The organism is Thalassobacterium sedimentorum, from assembly GCF_031127905.1.
In the GTDB taxonomy this organism is placed as follows: domain Bacteria; phylum Verrucomicrobiota; class Verrucomicrobiia; order Opitutales; family Coraliomargaritaceae; genus Thalassobacterium; species Thalassobacterium sedimentorum.
In genome coordinates, this window is record NZ_JARXIC010000010.1 from 79,075 (window position 1) to 95,458 (window position 16,384).

Below are 16,384 nucleotides of genomic sequence, written 5' to 3' on the forward strand. Positions count from 1 at the left end.
CTTCCCCTATTGCACTAGTCTTTTAGCCAGAATGGAAAGCAGAGCGAATGAGCACAGATCATACAATTAGAGAAATCAGCCGGGAAACTTTGCTCAAGAGCGTAGATCGCTCTAAGCGAAAAGCTGTCGAAGCCCTATTTACGGATCGCGATGTAGACTATGTAGTATTACTGGAGTCACCGGATCGGAAACGACGAAATCTACTCACAGTAGGACCGAATTTAGAGTACCCCGATTTAACTGCCACCTTTGGGCTCAAAATCGATGATCTGGAACCCAGCGCTTACGTGAGCACTCAAAAAGGAACGCTCAATAAAGGGCCGCGATTCCTTTCACGCGCAGCCGGCCAGATTGAACAACTTGAAAGTCTGATTTCCGAATTACGTAAGGAAAAAAAGCGCTTACATCTCAAACTCGACCAAGCTCTCAAAACAGTCGAAATAGTCACGGCAGACCGCACGACCATAGAGAAACTCAAGCAGCAGCTCGATCAGCAGCAAATCGAGCAAGCCAGTCTACAGAACCAAATCGACATGCGCGAAGCTGATTTACTCAAAATGGAAGAAGATCTGTTGGATCGCATGAATCAACTCATCCAAAAAGAAGCCGAACTCGAGCAGTGGGAAGAAGATATGTTTGCACGCGAACGCCACTTAGCCCTGGCCAAAGACAAGAGTGCCCCAGAGCTTCCCGACACGACGCATGCTCTCCGCTAATTAACAGCTGCTGCTCTCCCTAACAAACGCGCCAGACCTCAGACAACGCTCAGCTTAACTCGCTTGCAGGTCGGTCGCCAATTGCAGCACACAGTCTTCCCAATCCGCAATGACTCGTGCTTTGAAGAAATCCACCGCAATCGAATCCACCACAGCGACGGCTCCTAGCGAACGAAAGCACTCGTCGAGCGCTTGGGCAGAAGCCGAAGCAAGAACATCTCCTAAAATTAAAATAGAATATTTAAGTCGCCCCAGCCATAAGTTGGTTGCCGCGAGACGCTGCTGTAATGCAATCGAACCCGCCTGATTCAAGATAAACACTACATAACCTCCGCTCTGTAAGCGCTGCTCACTGACAGTCGATAGTTCAAACATCTCTGCCCTTACGCCACAATCTTCAGCATGGCGGCAAAGCATAAAAGCAGAAGCCCAAGTCTCACCTTCAGTGCAGTTATGATAAATACTTAAACTAGTATGCATCCTTCGCCCCTCCTGTTGTCAATTGCGTCTGCATAATTTGCTGCCAGGCACTTTCAGCAGCAAGCTCCCGCGCCGCCCTCAGCTCATACAGCACCGCATCCCCATCACCTAATAAAAGCCAGGCGAGACGCCCACCCTCATCATGCAAGACTGTTCGCTTGACTGCATATAGATCTAAACTAAAGCCCCCAAGGGTACCGAAACAGTGCGCCCAATAGCCCTCTCGCTCAAAGCGCTCGATCACATACGTATGCAACAGACTTACTTCATAACGCCGCGCTATAACTTCCAATGGCAAACCCATCTGATATGCGGCATGAAGTGGCTGAAAACAACTCACTCCACAACAATGCTGTTCCACAGCATCCTCTGGGCACAGCAGACGCCCCCAATCACGAGTGGATGCCGACGCGACAACTGGCGCCTGAGCGGGCCTATCCAATGCGATGTCCCCCAGTACAGATGCCCAGCCCGACGGCGCCAGATCACTCGGTGCACTCATCTGTATAAACTGAAAACCGAACTCATTATATAACTGTACGCCCCCCGGTGATCCACAACAATGACACGCTTCCAATTTCGCAGTGGCACGACTCCAGCCCTCAAAATTGGGTGCAGGTATTAAAGCGCTACCAGCCACTCGGCCATCCACTGAAGCCAATAAGTCCTTGCGCCCAATGCGTACTGTCATCCGTCCACAGGGCTGGTCAAGCTGTACAAACAACTGCGGCACACGACTCAAACAATATAACAAATACGACCAATCCTCTAAAATTGGGATCAACCCATCTGCTGTCGTGCGAAAGCCATGCCTCAGACGCGAATAAGGCGCATCCGGATAGGAAACACCAATGCGGTTTTTATGCGGCCATCTTCGATTGAGTTCGTCCATGCTATGCGGGTTTTATTTTTAATAATTCTCTAATGCGAGTGAGACACAGTCGCAATTGGTAAAAAAGTGCAACATATTTCGATTCTTTTTTTCATCGATGACTCCTTCGCCCCTCCGATGCGATACCTCTGAGTCAAGTGATATCACCTCACACAATCAGACATTGACAAATCGAAATGAGACCCATTATCACTTTCGCCCCACTGAAAATGCGTCTCATTAGCAGAACAAAAAGCAAAGGTTTCAACAATTCCCCTCGCAATATGGCACTCAACAGCAAACTACGAAAATCGATCTTCTGGCTTCATTTAGTCAGCGGATTGATCACGGGAATCGTAATCGCTATGATGTCAGCGACTGGGATCGCGATCGCATTTGAAGATGAAATGCTAGAATGGTCGGATCGAGCGGTAAAAATTGCGCAGCCCGCCACTCCTGAAGCGGAACGCATGTCGATTGCAACTGCGCAGTCACATTTGCAGCAAGCACTCCCTGAGTTTGCCGCAAACTACGTAGAAGTGCCCTCCGCCCCGAGTTTGGCCTACAGTTTTTACCACAGCCGGAAGGGGCCCATCTATGTAGACCCTTACAACGGCGCCATCAGCGAGTCCAACCGTGAGGCGGTGCACCACGTCATTCACGAAATTGAGGAGTGGCATCGATTTTTTGGGGGATCAGGCGAACCCGGCAGTTTGGGACGCCTGGTGACGGGCATCAGCAATCTAGCGCTGGTGATACTTTGCATAACAGGGCTCTACCTATGGTTTCCACGCCGTTGGAGCTGGCGCGCGATCCGTGCCATCCTTTGGTTTCGCTCCTACTCCAGCAGTAAAGCTCGCGATTTTAATTGGCACAATGTCTTTGGATTTTGGAGCTTACCGGTGGTCCTCATACTGGCTGCCACAGCGGTCTCGATCTCATTTGAATGGGGGCACAAGCTACCTTTCCTAGCCTTCGGAGAAGAGCCTCCTAAAGCACGCAATTTCAGCATGATGGCACAAGCGCCCTTGGAAATTGCACCCCCGGCTCACAACAGCCAGCCACTTTCAGCTGAAGCAATGCTGGCCCCCGTTCAAGACGCCTACCCGATGTGGGAGAAAATTGGCCTGCCCTTGCTCGCACCAAGCGAGGCACCGCTAAACAAGCCCGTCAGTCTCGACCTCTACCTCCCCGACTACATGCCCAACCGCGCTTGGATGCCAGTAGATGTGGATCCTTATCGCGGTCTCATTCTGCGCGCCACCCACCTGAAAGATCGCAGTGCCGGCCTTCAGGCGCGCATCTGGATACGTTTCTTACATACAGGAGGAGCCTTCGGTTTTTGGGGTAAAGTCATCGCTTCACTCGGCTGCTTCGCGGCACTGGTGCTGGTCTATACCGGCTTCAGCCTAAGTTACCGCCGCTTTTTCAATCAACATCGACGCACCCGCTAACAGCAACCCTCACACATTTTACAACCCAAACAACAAACATACATGAAAGCCAAACAACACATCACTGGATACCGAAAAGGACTCAGCTTCGGACTGGGCGTTTTCCTCACCGCAGGCTTCGGCTCTGCACTCCATGCCGACGACGCCGTCGATCTGGAAGAAGCCACGCTTCAAGGCGCAGCCGCACCCGAAGCGCTTGAATCATTGGAGCTGAACAACGTCTCCTCCACCGATATTGAATCAAAGCAACCCGAGGATCTGGCCGCACTCTTTGACAAAAGCCTCTCCATGCACGTCAACGGTGGTAAGGCCCAGGCGCAACAAATCTATATTTACAACCTGGAGTCGACTCTTGCCAATGTGACAGTAGACGGCGCCGCACAAACCTTTCAACATCACCACCAGTCTGGCGTCCTAGTGGAGCCGGAATTACTCAAAAGCGTAGACATCCAGGCGGGCGCTGGGTCGGCACTCGATGGCGCAGGCGCACTCGCTGGTGCGATTCGCTTCGAAACTAAGAACGCCTATGATCTACTCAAAGAGGGCGAAAACTTCGGCGGCCTCTCCAAGGTCACCGGTTACAGCAACGGCGATGGTTTCAAATTCTCCCAATCCCTATTCGGCGAAGTCGCCGACGGCTGGGGCGCATTGATCTCTGCCTCCTATATGGATCGCTCTGAACTCGATGACGGCAACGGCGACACCATCGAAAACTCTGCTTACGAACGCGAAAGTGTATTGGCCAAACTAACCGGAAAAATCGACGACGCCCAAACAATTGAATTCAGCTTCGAACACTTCGAGGAAGACTTTGATTCATACTATCGTGTCAATATCGACACAGGCGTATTTGGCGGCTGGACAGGCTCGCTAGTGCCGATGACAACGGAGCGCGATACCGCGACCGTTCGCTATCAATTAAACCCGGAGGACAACGACTGGATCGACCTTGAAACAACTCTCTACTACACAGACCAAGGCTATGAAAGCGACGGCGACCCAAGTGACGGCGAAGAATACGCCCAGGCCTACGTAGAGAGCATCGGCTTCGACCTACGCAACACCAGCGCCTTTCAACTATTCTCCATCACCTACGGGATGGATTACCGTCAAGACGACATCACCGCTAAATATGAAGATGCGGGAGGCCCCGCCACTGGCGACGAAGACTCCTCAGTATTTGGCCTCTACGCACAAGCGTTTGTCCCTGTGACTGAATACGCAGAGCTGTCTTTCGGTTTACGTTACGATGATTACAATTTCGACGACAACTTCGATCAGGACTTCGAGTCAGATGAAGTAAGCCCGAACATTAACCTTACCGTAAAGCCGATCGAACACCTCTCGATCACAGGTGGCTATGCTGAAGCCTATCGTGGTGTCACTCGCCGCGAAGCCTTCCTAGCCCCTTGGAACATGTACCCAGCAGACAGCGAAGGTGAAAAAGCCAACACATGGAAACTTTCATTCGACTATGATAACGGGCTCTACTTCGCGACTGGCTCGATCTACAAACAAGAAATCGAAGACTATTTCTATCCTACAAGCGGTGGCAGCCTCGGTGACATCAAAAATGATGGCTATGAACTAAAACTCGGCCTACGCAAGAACGGCTTTTATGCCGCTGCAGGTGTCTCCGATTCAGATCCCGAAGTCGACGGTTACGACTACCGCGATGATCTCGGCATGGTTGTCGCAGGCCGCCGTTGGATCGGCGACTTCGGCTATGTCGCCACCCACGCAGACGGTCGCTTCTTCTGGCGCGCCGGTTGGTTCATCGAATACCGCGAAAGCGTCGACGAAGTCCCCCTAGGCAGCTACCCTTCTGTCGCGGAGAAAGACTCCTATGTATTACACAACCTCAACTTCAGCCTGACGCCCCCTGCACTGGAGAATCTAGAGCTGTCTCTGAACATCGACAATGTCTTCGATAAACAATATCAGGACCACACCCTGTTCACAGACAATGGCCTGCAAAGCGCTGGTCGTGTCGTACGCGTAAGCGCCAGCTACCGCTTCTAAGCGAGCCCCATCTTCACTCTCCAAAGCACCACCGTTCTACAACGGTGGTGCTTTTTTTATCGCTCTAGTAGCCTCGCTTCCAACGGATGAAAAACCCTGACAATGCGAGAAAGCCAGGCGCGGCACCACACACGCACCAAAGCACACGGGTCAATAAGCCCCCCACAGTACCGTAGTGTAAAGGCTCGAAGCTATCCTCAATTTGCTTCCAAAGAGAAGCTTCATTCATACGAGTGTTGCTTACATAGGCCCCTGTCTGCGCATTAAACGCGACTGTGCTGTGATGCTGACTGCGCAGAGGACTTTGCCCTTCAAAAGAGCCCCAAAATATGATGTCCACCCCCGGTTCCCATGGGAAACCGATATAGTTAATCTTATATTCAGGAATGGTTTCACGCGCCTGCTCAGCCAAGGCATCTAATGGCAGATCCGCAGCGTAAAGACCACCTGCCATCAAGTATGGCTCATGCGCCCCGTCCTCCTCTGCATGATGCTCCAGCTCATGCAGCACGTGATCAATGTTCCAATAAGCGCCAGTCCCCCCCAGAATCAGCAGTATCGGCGCCGCAAGCACTCCGACGCGCTTATGCAGGTTTCCACTCAGTAGGCGTAGGCTCGTTCGCCAACGCAAACGGAGAAAATTTTTCCAAAATTTTCGGTAGATAAAGAAACCAGTAACGGCAAGTAAACAGAGCAAAATAGCCAACAGAGCGCAGATCGCCATACCTAGATCATCAGCTAGAAAGGTGTAGTGTACATCCAACAGCCACTCCATCAATTGTGCATTCAGGGGCGCGGGCTCACTTAGAATTTCACCCGTATATGGATTCTGGTATACATGCAACCATTCGTTGTCGCCATGCGCCATGACGTAGACAAAGTCGGCATCCTTCGGCCCTTTTCCCAGTGACCACCCTGTCACCTCGTGCATGGGGAGCCCAGCCCTAAGAGCGGCCAAGCGCTCCACCAATTTAAGTGGACCCGCTGATGTCGGCTCAACGAGCGCCTGCTCTGGAATCAGCCAAGCATTCAGCTCGTCTTTGAAAACCAAGAGGCTCCCGGTCAAAGCAATCAACAGCAAAGGAATACCAGCAACTAGCCCAAGCCACGAATGAATCTTCCATATCGTTTTGATCTTCACGCAACAGTAAAGTAAGGACGCTAAAAGCGCACAGTCGTGCTCAAAACGAAAGTCCGCGGCTCCGACAGCACGAGGTAATTCGAGCCAGGGAATCCTCCGACTGAGGCCCAATAATCTTCGCCGGTTAGATTTTCAATATTGAGACGGAAAATCACATCTGCATCTCCAATGCGTGTACGATAACGTGCCCCTACATCAAAACGCGTCCAAGCATCGACCTCGATCGAATTCGCCATATCCGCATATTGCGATGACGTGTGGATGATCCGCCCGGTCAATGTCAGCCCCTCCAATGTGGGCACATCCCACTCAGCGCCTAAGTTAACTTGATACTCCGGCACACCGACGACATCATTCCCCTCATTGAGCCCGTCTTCTGTACTCGAGTATTCGGTATCCAGATAAGTTGCGCCCCCGAGTAACCGAAAGTCTTCGCTGAGTTCGCCGTAAAGCATCAGCTCCAGCCCACGATGCTGACGTTCGCCTCCGTCGCTGAACACATTATTTGAATCTACAATACTGAATGGACGATCAGTCGTAAAGGCCGACAGCGTTACACCAAACCCCTCGGACTCATATTTGATTCCTAATTCGAATTGCTGCGCTTTGTAAGGCTCTAAAGCCTCACCTGCATTCACAACTGCCACGCCTCCACTAGTGGCTGGCGCGACGTCACCTTTAACCAATCCTTCCATATAATTCGCATACAATGACAAATTTTCACGCGGCTTGACGACCACAGCCGCCATGGGTGTGACCGCGTCTTCGTTATAACTCGAAGTCTTCGCACCTGTGTTGTAATTGTATGAATAGGCCTGAAGATTCTGATGGCGCGCTCCAACAGTCAATAGAACACGATCCTCCACAAAGCCCAGAGTGTCTACAACCGCGAAGCTACGCGTTTTAATGCGCTCCGTAACGTCAGGCGAAGAAAGCTCCCCTCCAACCAGGGCATTGGCAAGCGGTGCCTGCACATCATAGGGATCATACAAATCACCAGCAAAACCGCCAAAATCGGAAAAAGCATATGCATTTTTAGATTTGTAATTAAAAGCATTCGCAGAAACACCGAGCTCGTGCGAGATGGCTCCCGTATTCACTCGACCCCGAATTCCAACTTCTCCTGTAGTCACCGTATCTTCGCGTGTATTGTCAAAACGGTAGGCATTAGTCACGCCGTCTACATCGGCTCTCGGATTGGCTAAGACATTATCCTCTTCCCCCAAACGAGCCCCAGCTGCGACCCAAGCAGTAAAATTCTCACTAATGTCAAATTCACCACGCAATGTGCCAAACACCTGCTCTTCCTCGGAATGAGTCCAAGATTGAGCAAAATTGCTATCACTATCGGGTGTATCCGGGATATCGCCAGTTGGCGTCACACTCGGACGTGGCGCGTCGATGCGATGATATTGATAACCAATATCAGCCGACAAACGGTAGCGATCTGCCCGGTAATCAAGCCCGATACCAAACAATTCGAGATTGCGATCCTCCCCATCGATGGCGGTTTCCCCATCGCGAAAGGCGCCGTTAAGGCGAATGCCAAAGGCGTCGTCTGATCCAAAACGTCGCGCCACGTCAACGCCTGTGTGAAACTGCGCATTGTTCTCAACCGCAAAGGTTAACTCATTCAGTGCCTCGTTAGTCGCACGTTTGGGAAGAATATTCACCGAGCCGCCGATACCGCTGCCTGAAGGCGCCGCACCATTCAAAAACGAATTAGCGCCCCGCACCACTTCCACCCGTTCGACAAATTCCGTCGCGACATACTGACGTGGCAACAGACCATACAAACCGTTATACGCGATATCATCTGAAAAAATCGGAAACCCGCGCACGATGTAGACCTCTTGAAAATTTCCAAAACCTCGCGCCACCCGCACCGTCGGATCATTGAGTAGGACCTCACCAATTCCACGCGCTTGCTGCTGCTCAATCAACTCTTCCGTATACGCAGTCGTGTTGTAAGGCGTGTCGCGTATATCACGATTTCCAAGAATCCCTAAGCGCGATCCCGTCGCGACTTGTCCCCCTGCAAACGCGGGCGCAAGCCCCTCCGATGAAGCATCAGCGCTTGCCGTCAATGTGACAGCATCCATCTCAACCACAGAGGCCGCCTCTTGATCAGACGAGCGCGATGCGGTCCCGACATCGGCCTGTCCCATGACTGGCTGTGCGAGCGTAACAATCGCGACTAACGCAGCCCCCAAACGCCGTAATGCAGGCACCGAATCGGTGCGGTCTTCAGATAAATTGTGTTTCATATTTATAATTCTCAGCTAGATTAACCGTATTCAATCAGACAGGATTTGAGAGAAAAACCACGATAATGAGACCTAATCTCAAAATGTCAAGAGTCGCATGTTCCACCCGTTCGACTACATGGGCTGCGAATGGCTGAATCCCAGCACGACAACTAGCAAGCCCACAAAACCAAGCTGCAATGAGCTGGACGGTAAATCCGCCGCTTTTAACCTTTAGCTTTAGCCACTATCGGTTTTCTTGGAGACGATGTCAGTTTCCACACAGTTTAAAATCATCGCAATGGACGGCGGCGCAGCCGTCGGAAAGTCCTCCACATCTAAGGGTCTCGCCACGCGACTGGGCCTTATGCACGTGGACACTGGCTCGCACTACCGCACGCTCACCTACGCTCTACTCGCCGCCGGCGCGGATGCCGGACAGCCGGAAACGATCCCGCAAGTGCTGGACACACTCCGCCTCAGCACCGAAATCGAAGGCCGCAGCGCACGCCTCGGCATCAACGGTCAAGTGCCGGCGGATGCCGAAATTCGCTCCCCCGAGGTCAACGCCAACGTCTCCAAATTCGCCGCCGTGCCCGCCGTGCGCCAGAAGCTCTTCGATTACCAGCGCTCGCTGGCCGAGCTCGCCCGCGAGCACAAGTATGCCGGCCTGATCATGGAGGGCCGCGACATCGGCTCCGTCATTTTCCCGGATGCCGAACACCGCTTTTTCCTCCATGCCGACGAGGCCACCCGCAGCGCACGCCGCGCTAAAGAGGGCCAGACCGACTCCATCGCCGCCCGCGACAAGATGGATTCCTCCCGCAAAACCGCGCCACTGGTCTGTCCCGAAGGCGCCACCCAAATCGACACCGGCCCGCACACCTTAGAGGAGGTGATCGACAAAATCGCCACTTTAATCGAGAAATAGGCACTGCGCCCGCCCGCCCAAGACCTAAAGCTCTCAAACATTGATTCCAACCTTCACCCAGTGATGTCCACCAGCTCCATTCCCAACCCAAAACTCTACGAAGTCGTCCGCGTCACCGCAGACTGGTTCTTCAACACCTGCTACGACTACACGCAAAGTGGCCTTGAAAACGTGCCCCAAGAAGGTGCCGTCATTTTTGCGGCCAACCACGTAAGCTTCTACGATCCACCCGCCATTGGTGCCTGTCACCATCGGGCCATCAACTACTTCGCACGCGACACCCTGTTCAAGGGCCTCTTCGGCAAGGCACTGGTCGAGATCGGCACCATTCCCGTCGCCCGCGAAAACGCGGAGATCAAGTCGCTCAAAGCGATCTTTAAGTCGCTCAAAGCCCAAGGCGCCGTCGCCATCTATCCAGAAGGCACACGTTCCGCCGACGGCCAACTGGCTGAGCCCAAACCCGGCGCTGGGATGATCGCCTGCAAATCCAAAGCAACCGTCATCCCCACCCGCCTCTTCGGCACCTACGAAGCCTACGGCCGCAACGCCAAAGCCCCCAAACTCGGTGGCCACATTCACATCGCCTACGGCACGCCCATGACCACCGCCGAAATCGACCCCGGCAAAGCGCACCCCGAACGCTACCTGGAAGCCAGTCGCCGCATCATGCAACGCATCGCCGCCCTACAACCGCCGATCACACCTATCGTTTGAACCGTGAATGGACCGTAACCAGTGCTGGAGACGCTTTTGAACCGTTAATTTACGTTAATTGGCGTTAATTTTTATGACTTGGAAATACGTAACTAATCAAACTGCACTTTAACATGCGTGGCTGCTCACACTTCTCTTTAATATGCGTAGCTGCTCAAACTGAACTTAAACATACGTAGCTGCTCATATTGCTCTTTAATATGCGTGGTTGCTCAAGCTGTGACTTGGATCTATGTGAAATCGAGATGGCCTTAGAATTAAAGGGGTAAAATGGACGAAGCCGAGATAGAGAAACTGATTTACAAAGTCATCGGGGCGGCGATGACGGTTCACTCGAAGATAGGATATGGCCTCCGAGAAAAGACTTACGAACGCGCTCTAGTCGTCGAGCTCCAGCACCTCGACATTCAATATAGTCAACAATCCAGCTACCCAGTCATCTACCGCGATGTCAAAGTCGACGAATACATCCCCGACCTCGAAGTCGAAGACGCAGTCATCGTAGATACCAAAACAATTGAAAACATCGGCGACTACGAACTCGGACAGATGTTGACCTATCTGCGATTCACGCAAAAAACCACTGGTCTCATCATAAATTTTAAGCATCCAAGTTTACAGTGGCGAAAAGTCACTCTAAACCCATCATAAGCACCTCATTGCAGTTCCCCCCCCTTCCCATCCCACACATTTCCATCCCACGCATTTCCAAGCCCACGTATTTCTAGTCCACGTATTTCCAAGTCATAAAAATTAACGCTAATTAACGTAAATTAACGGTTCCAATCAACGTCCTCCATCCACGGTCCCAAATTCAATTCCCATGAGCACATCCTCCGATCGCTACGCCCAACGCGGCGTCTCTTCCTCGAAATCCGAAGTCCACGCAGTGGTCGACAATCTGGACCGTGGCGTCTTTCCGGGCGCTTTCTGTAAAATCGGCGCCGACATCCTGACCGGTAGCCCCGACAAGTGTAACATCATTCACTCCGACGGCTCCGGCACCAAGAGCACGCTCGCTTACCTGCACTACAAGGAAACCGGCGATCCCAAGGGCTTCCGCAAGACCGCTCAAGACAGCTTGGTCATGAATATCGACGACCTGCTCTGTGTGGGCGCGATCGACGGCATCCTGATCTCCAGCACCGTCAACCGTAACGCCCGCGCCATTCCCGGTGAAGCACTGGGCCAACTCATTTCCGGCACTGAAGACTTTCTCGCCACTCTGCGCGAATACGGAGTCGGGGTGCACAGTGGCGGCGGCGAAACCGCCGACGTGGGCGACCTCACCGGCACCGTCACCGTCGATTCCTGCGCCGTGGTGGTGATGGACCGTGCCGATGTGATCGACAACGCCAAGATCAAGCCCGGCCTCGCGATCGTGGGCCTCGCCTCTTCCGGCCAAGCCAACTACGAGACTTTCGAAAACTCCGGCATCGGCAGCAACGGCCTGACCAGCGCCCGCCACGATTTGCTCAGCCCCTACTATTTAGAGAAGTACCCGGAGACCGTCGACCTCACAACCGACAAGCAATATCTCTACTGCGGCCCTTACAAGATGGACGACCCGCTGCCCGAGGCCGACATGACCGTAGGCGACGCCTTGCTCAGCCCCACCCGCACCTACGCGCCCGTCATTAAAAAGCTGCTCACCGAAAACCGCGACAGCATCTACGGCATGGTGCACTGCTCCGGCGGCGGCCAGACCAAGTGCATTCGCTTCGGCACCGGGGTGCACCACATCAAGGACAACTTCCTGCCCATTCCTCCAATCTTCAAGGCCATCCAAAAGGCCAGCGGCACCAGCGACGAGGAAATGTTCCGCGTCTACAACATGGGCCACCGGATGGAAATCTTCTGCGAGCCCGACGCCGCCGAAGCCATCATCGCCCAAAGCGAGTCCTTCGGCATCCCCGCCCAAATCATCGGCCGCACCGAAGCCACCGAGCGCGCAGACGGCGAGAACCACGTCACCATTAAGCACGCAGGCAAGACACTGACTTACGAACTGGAGCACTAAAAATCGTAGGGTCTTCACTTGTGAAGACCGCCAATACCGAGCTACATGACTTCAGGTCTTCACAAGTGAAGACCTGAAGCCCCTACCCAAGCCACCTACTTTTTGCTTTTCTTGCTCTTCTTCTTTTTCTTACCGCGCAGTAGCTTCTTCACCTTCGCGCGCTGATCTTCACGCACGATGTAGCCGATGCAGTTATCGGAGCCACATTTGCAGGGGTGATCGAGAAAGTGCTCCATGTCGTAGCCATAATCATAGACCAGCTCGTCGCCCTTCTTGATGTCCTTGAGCGCTACGATCCAGATCTCGCCGTCGTAGTTGATCGCTTCACAATTCCCGTCGCAGGAGTGATTCATGTAGCGCGCAGGGTTATCCCCGAGCCGGCCGTCGATGTCATACTCATCATCCAGCTCAAAGATATACACCAGGCCTTCGCCAGTCTCGCGGGCTTTTTCTTCCCACTCCAAGGCACGCTTGGTCGACTCTTCCTTGGAGATTTTCTCTCCGATGTATTGGATAATATCCGTGCCCGCCTCAATGTCGGCGGTGGCATACAGCCCGCGCCCGTGGATGGTGGATGATTTAACTTTGCAAAGTGATTTTGGCATTTCTCGTTTTAAAAAGGTAGGGGCGTCACTTGTGACGCCCGCATAAATTCGGCTAAGCGTTGGGGCGTCACAAGTGGCGCCCCAACGCTTAGCTCTCAGATTTTAAATCCCGGGTCATCAGCTGCTGCATCGCAGTCAGTGGCTCTAGGCCTTCGTAAAGGATCGCATGAATCACAGCAAGAATCGGCGCTTCGACTTTTTGCTCCTGACAGATACGATATAAACACTCGGTCGCCAGGTAGCCTTCGACTACCGATTTTTGACCATCAACAATCGCCTGCGGCGCTTCGCCCTCGCCGACTCGTTGTCCAAAAGTGCGGTTGCGACTCCATTGCCCCGCGCAAGTCGCGACGAGGTCGCCGAAGCCGCTGAGTCCGAAGTAGGTTTCCTTTTGCCCGCCCAGCGCGACGCCCAGCCGCACCATTTCATTCAGGCTGCGGGTGAGTAAGGCTGCCTTAGCATTGTCGCCCATTTGCAGGCCGTCACATAGACCGGAGCCGATAGCATAGACATTCTTCAAGGTGCCGCCTAGTTCGGTGCCACGCACATCATCGGAAAGATACGCGCGCAGGCCGGTATTACTAAAAGCTTCCTGATAGCGCTCGGGCTGCTCACAGTCGCTGCCCACAGCCAGCACCACTGCGGTGGGCTTGCCAGCGGCCACCTCGCCCGCGAAGGTAGGGCCGGACAGCACGCCACAGGCGAGACCTGGCAATTCTTCGGCGACGATTTCAGCGGGTGTCTTCAGGCTGTCCAGCTCCAAGCCCTTACACATAATTAGAGCAAGCTTGAGCTGCCACGCCGCCTGCAAATGCGGCTTGATGGATGCGCATAGTGAGCGCAGCGCCTTGGACGGGCAGGCGAGAAAGATCACCTCCGCCTCCATTAGCACCGGCCCGATCTCACAGCCGATCTGGATCGTGTGTGGCAACTTGTAGCCAGGCAAATAATCTCGGTTTTCCCGTCTCGATGCAATATCAAGCGCGTGTTCGATGCGGCGCGGCACCAATGTGACAGAATGACCACAACGATCAAGATGTAGAGCCATCGCAGTGCCCCAAGCACCGGCTCCTAAGATACAACAATTCATAAAAATTTGGTTGGTGAATAATTAACGTAAATTTACGCTTATTAACGATTGAAAATGTGGCGTGAAAGTCGAATCTGTATAGCTTGACTTCGTTTGACAACCCTTTGTCTTCTTCGAAACCAATGCTCCGTTACATCTACCGTTGGCGCTACCGGCGCGCTCAAAAAGCCGGCTCTTATAAAGTGCCGTCGGACCGCAACGGCTACTCGAATGGTCGTGTCAACCTAGGCAGCTACATGTCACAACCTTCGGTACGCGGACGCACCTTCGACCGCTTCGATCTACCACGTCAACGCCGTAAGGGCCTAGCCATAGTGATCACCATTCTACTGGCACTCCTATTCGGCTGGATCGTTATTGAAAGTATCGCCGCCTTCGCGATATTAAAGAATTAATCTAGACTCAGCCTTTTTTGATCTTATCGATCTCAGGTTTCACCTTGTTGGTATAACAGGTCGGACATACGCTATGGCTAAAGCTGGTGCCCATCCGATTAGAAAGATAAGTCTCCACCTGCTGCCAGTAGTTGTTGTCGTCGCGCACCTTTTTACAATAGGAGCATATCGGAAGCATACTTTCCAAATGTTGAATCGCAGATGTGTATCTCAAAATTCGCTCAGCGACCCGCAGTCGCATACAAATTTGATCCCGATCCAGTGGCTTGGTTAAGAAATCATCAATCCCCGCGTTCATCGCCTCCATATAAGAATCTTTTCCCTGTGCGTTGGCTGTCAACAGGATGAAATAAGTGTATTCCGTAGACATACGTTTACGCACACGGCGGCAAAAATCTAAACCATCCAGACCTGGCATTAGCCAATCACTCACAATCACACGCACAGGTGCGACATCAAATTCTGCCCAGGCATCCGCACCATTATCAAAAGCCTTTACCGAGTGACCAAACTGTTTAAGCGCAGTCGTCAGCAACTTACGCGATATCATATCATCTTCGGCAATCAGAATTTCCATGTGACCAATAGACTAATACACAAAATTATGAGGTCAAGACACGAGCCCGCTAGCATTCGGCAACATCAACTGTGCCAGCAGACGGCATGATATAGGAATGCAGGCAACATCGTTATGCTGCCTCGATGGCTGTCACACTACTGCCAACTGCTGAAAAATAGAGCGACACTCAAGTAAGATCTTCGACCTGAGAAATAAGTGCCTCAAAATCTGCAGGTAAAGGTGCTTTGAATTTCATCAATTCATCACGATCAGGATGCTGAATGTGTAACTCAGAGGAATGGAGCATAACGCGAGGCACCGCAATTTCTTTCAAGCGCCCTGGCTTGAAACCATAAGTAGTGTCCCCCAATAAAGGAAAACGGATCTCGCTCATGTGTACACGAATCTGGTGTGTCCGGCCAGTATGAATAACACAGCTCATACGAGTCACTTTATGCCCGTAGCGCGCTTCAACCTTCCAATCGGTATGCGCAGACTTCCCACTATGCACAACTGCCATACGGGTGCGCATCACCGGATGTCGACCGATGGGCTCCTTAACACTACCGCGACTCACCTTTGGGTGCCCAAAAACTAAAGCAGTGTAACGTTTATAGGTTCTACGCTCACTAAATTCAGCAACCAGCTTATGATGTGCAGTATCATTCTTCGCGATGATAATTAGGCCGCTGGTTTCTTTGTCCAAACGATGCACAATGCCGGGCCGATTGGGAGCGCCAATCATACTCAAATTCTCACCGCAGTGATGAAGCAGCGCATGGACGAGGGTGTTGTCCCCAGTGCCGCTACCAGGGTGAACGATCATACCAGCCGCTTTATTAACCACCAGAATCGACTCATCTTCATAAATTATATCAAGCGGCAAGTCGACTGCTACGGGTGACACATCAAAAGTGGGCTCTTCCAAAACGGCTCGCAGGATGCCCTCGCGATTTACTTTAAAGCGCTTATCTATAGTCACACCATCAAAAGTCACCTGCCCGGCATCGAAGGCTTTCTGTAAACGCGCACGGCTAATGTCGTCAAATTCAGAAGCGAAGATCTTGTCTGCGCGTCCCGCAGTCGCCCCCGCAGGCACCGTAAATTCTATGATTCTGTCCGACATAATAGTAACTATAA

16 protein-coding genes are annotated in these 16,384 nt (G+C 52.5%); 8 read left to right on the forward strand and 8 right to left on the reverse strand.

Annotated elements, in window-relative coordinates; genetic code table 11:
- Positions 1-47 precede the first annotated feature (47 nt).
- Positions 48-716: a hypothetical protein gene (locus QEH59_RS07880; protein WP_308984821.1), complete on the forward strand. Its 669-nt coding sequence runs from the start codon at positions 48-50 to the stop codon at positions 714-716.
- 54 nt (positions 717-770) lie between these two features.
- On the opposite strand, the gene QEH59_RS07885 is transcribed toward QEH59_RS07880, so the two are convergent.
- Together QEH59_RS07885 and QEH59_RS07890 are read right to left on the reverse strand one after the other, a co-directional pair.
- A complete protein-coding gene (locus tag QEH59_RS07885) occupies positions 771-1,196 on the reverse strand; it encodes a hypothetical protein (RefSeq protein WP_308984822.1) in 426 nt (141 codons plus the stop codon).
- On the reverse strand, positions 1,186-2,088 hold the full coding sequence (locus QEH59_RS07890) for a hypothetical protein (RefSeq protein WP_308984823.1): 903 nt from the start codon (positions 2,086-2,088) through the stop codon (positions 1,186-1,188). The genes QEH59_RS07885 and QEH59_RS07890 overlap by 11 nt, the downstream gene beginning before the upstream one ends.
- Positions 2,089-2,351: 263 nt before the next feature.
- On the opposite strand from QEH59_RS07890, the gene QEH59_RS07895 reads away from it, so the two are divergent.
- Both QEH59_RS07895 and QEH59_RS07900 read left to right on the forward strand, forming a co-directional pair.
- Positions 2,352-3,521: a PepSY-associated TM helix domain-containing protein gene (locus QEH59_RS07895; RefSeq protein ID WP_308984824.1), complete on the forward strand. Its 1,170-nt coding sequence runs from the start codon at positions 2,352-2,354 to the stop codon at positions 3,519-3,521.
- Between the two features lie 42 nt (positions 3,522-3,563).
- Positions 3,564-5,543, forward strand: a complete 1,980-nt coding sequence (locus QEH59_RS07900) for a TonB-dependent receptor domain-containing protein (RefSeq protein ID WP_308984825.1) — start codon at positions 3,564-3,566, stop codon at positions 5,541-5,543.
- 64 nt (positions 5,544-5,607) lie between these two features.
- Here QEH59_RS07900 and QEH59_RS07905 read toward each other — a convergent pair whose 3' ends face one another.
- Together QEH59_RS07905 and QEH59_RS07910 are read right to left on the reverse strand one after the other, a co-directional pair.
- Positions 5,608-6,684 carry a PepSY-associated TM helix domain-containing protein gene (locus tag QEH59_RS07905; protein ID WP_308984826.1) on the reverse strand — a complete coding sequence of 359 codons (1,077 nt, stop codon included), beginning with the start codon at positions 6,682-6,684 and terminating at the stop codon, positions 5,608-5,610.
- A gap of 20 nt (positions 6,685-6,704) precedes the next feature.
- Positions 6,705-8,951: a TonB-dependent receptor gene (locus QEH59_RS07910; RefSeq protein WP_308984827.1), complete on the reverse strand. Its 2,247-nt coding sequence runs from the start codon at positions 8,949-8,951 to the stop codon at positions 6,705-6,707.
- 280 nt (positions 8,952-9,231) lie between these two features.
- On the opposite strand from QEH59_RS07910, the gene QEH59_RS07915 reads away from it, so the two are divergent.
- From QEH59_RS07915 to QEH59_RS07930, 4 genes are all read left to right on the forward strand, one after another.
- Entirely contained in the window at positions 9,232-9,861 is a 630-nt protein-coding gene (locus QEH59_RS07915; protein WP_308984868.1) for a (d)CMP kinase, read from the forward strand.
- A 63-nt stretch (positions 9,862-9,924) separates the two neighbouring features.
- Positions 9,925-10,575: a lysophospholipid acyltransferase family protein gene (locus QEH59_RS07920; protein ID WP_308949332.1), complete on the forward strand. Its 651-nt coding sequence runs from the start codon at positions 9,925-9,927 to the stop codon at positions 10,573-10,575.
- Positions 10,576-10,845: 270 nt separating this feature from the next.
- Positions 10,846-11,226, forward strand: coding sequence for a GxxExxY protein (locus QEH59_RS07925; protein WP_308984828.1), 381 nt, complete (start codon positions 10,846-10,848; stop codon positions 11,224-11,226).
- Between the two features lie 172 nt (positions 11,227-11,398).
- Positions 11,399-12,595: an AIR synthase-related protein gene (locus tag QEH59_RS07930; protein WP_308984829.1), complete on the forward strand. Its 1,197-nt coding sequence runs from the start codon at positions 11,399-11,401 to the stop codon at positions 12,593-12,595.
- 95 nt (positions 12,596-12,690) lie between these two features.
- On the opposite strand, the gene QEH59_RS07935 is transcribed toward QEH59_RS07930, so the two are convergent.
- Together QEH59_RS07935 and QEH59_RS07940 are read right to left on the reverse strand one after the other, a co-directional pair.
- Complete coding sequence (locus QEH59_RS07935; RefSeq protein WP_308949335.1) at positions 12,691-13,200, reverse strand: SET domain-containing protein; 510 nt, start codon at positions 13,198-13,200, stop codon at positions 12,691-12,693.
- Positions 13,201-13,288: 88 nt separating this feature from the next.
- Positions 13,289-14,290, reverse strand: coding sequence for an NAD(P)H-dependent glycerol-3-phosphate dehydrogenase (locus QEH59_RS07940; protein ID WP_308984830.1), 1,002 nt, complete (start codon positions 14,288-14,290; stop codon positions 13,289-13,291).
- 122 nt (positions 14,291-14,412) lie between these two features.
- On the opposite strand from QEH59_RS07940, the gene QEH59_RS07945 reads away from it, so the two are divergent.
- The gene (locus QEH59_RS07945) at positions 14,413-14,685 is read left to right on the forward strand and encodes a hypothetical protein (protein WP_308984831.1); all 273 of its coding nucleotides are present in this window, start codon (positions 14,413-14,415) and stop codon (positions 14,683-14,685) included.
- A gap of 7 nt (positions 14,686-14,692) precedes the next feature.
- On the opposite strand, the gene QEH59_RS07950 is transcribed toward QEH59_RS07945, so the two are convergent.
- A complete protein-coding gene (locus tag QEH59_RS07950) occupies positions 14,693-15,262 on the reverse strand; it encodes a response regulator (RefSeq protein ID WP_308984832.1) in 570 nt (189 codons plus the stop codon).
- 169 nt (positions 15,263-15,431) lie between these two features.
- The gene (locus tag QEH59_RS07955; protein WP_308984833.1) at positions 15,432-16,370 is read right to left on the reverse strand and encodes an RluA family pseudouridine synthase; all 939 of its coding nucleotides are present in this window, start codon (positions 16,368-16,370) and stop codon (positions 15,432-15,434) included.
- Positions 16,371-16,384 lie beyond the last annotated feature (14 nt).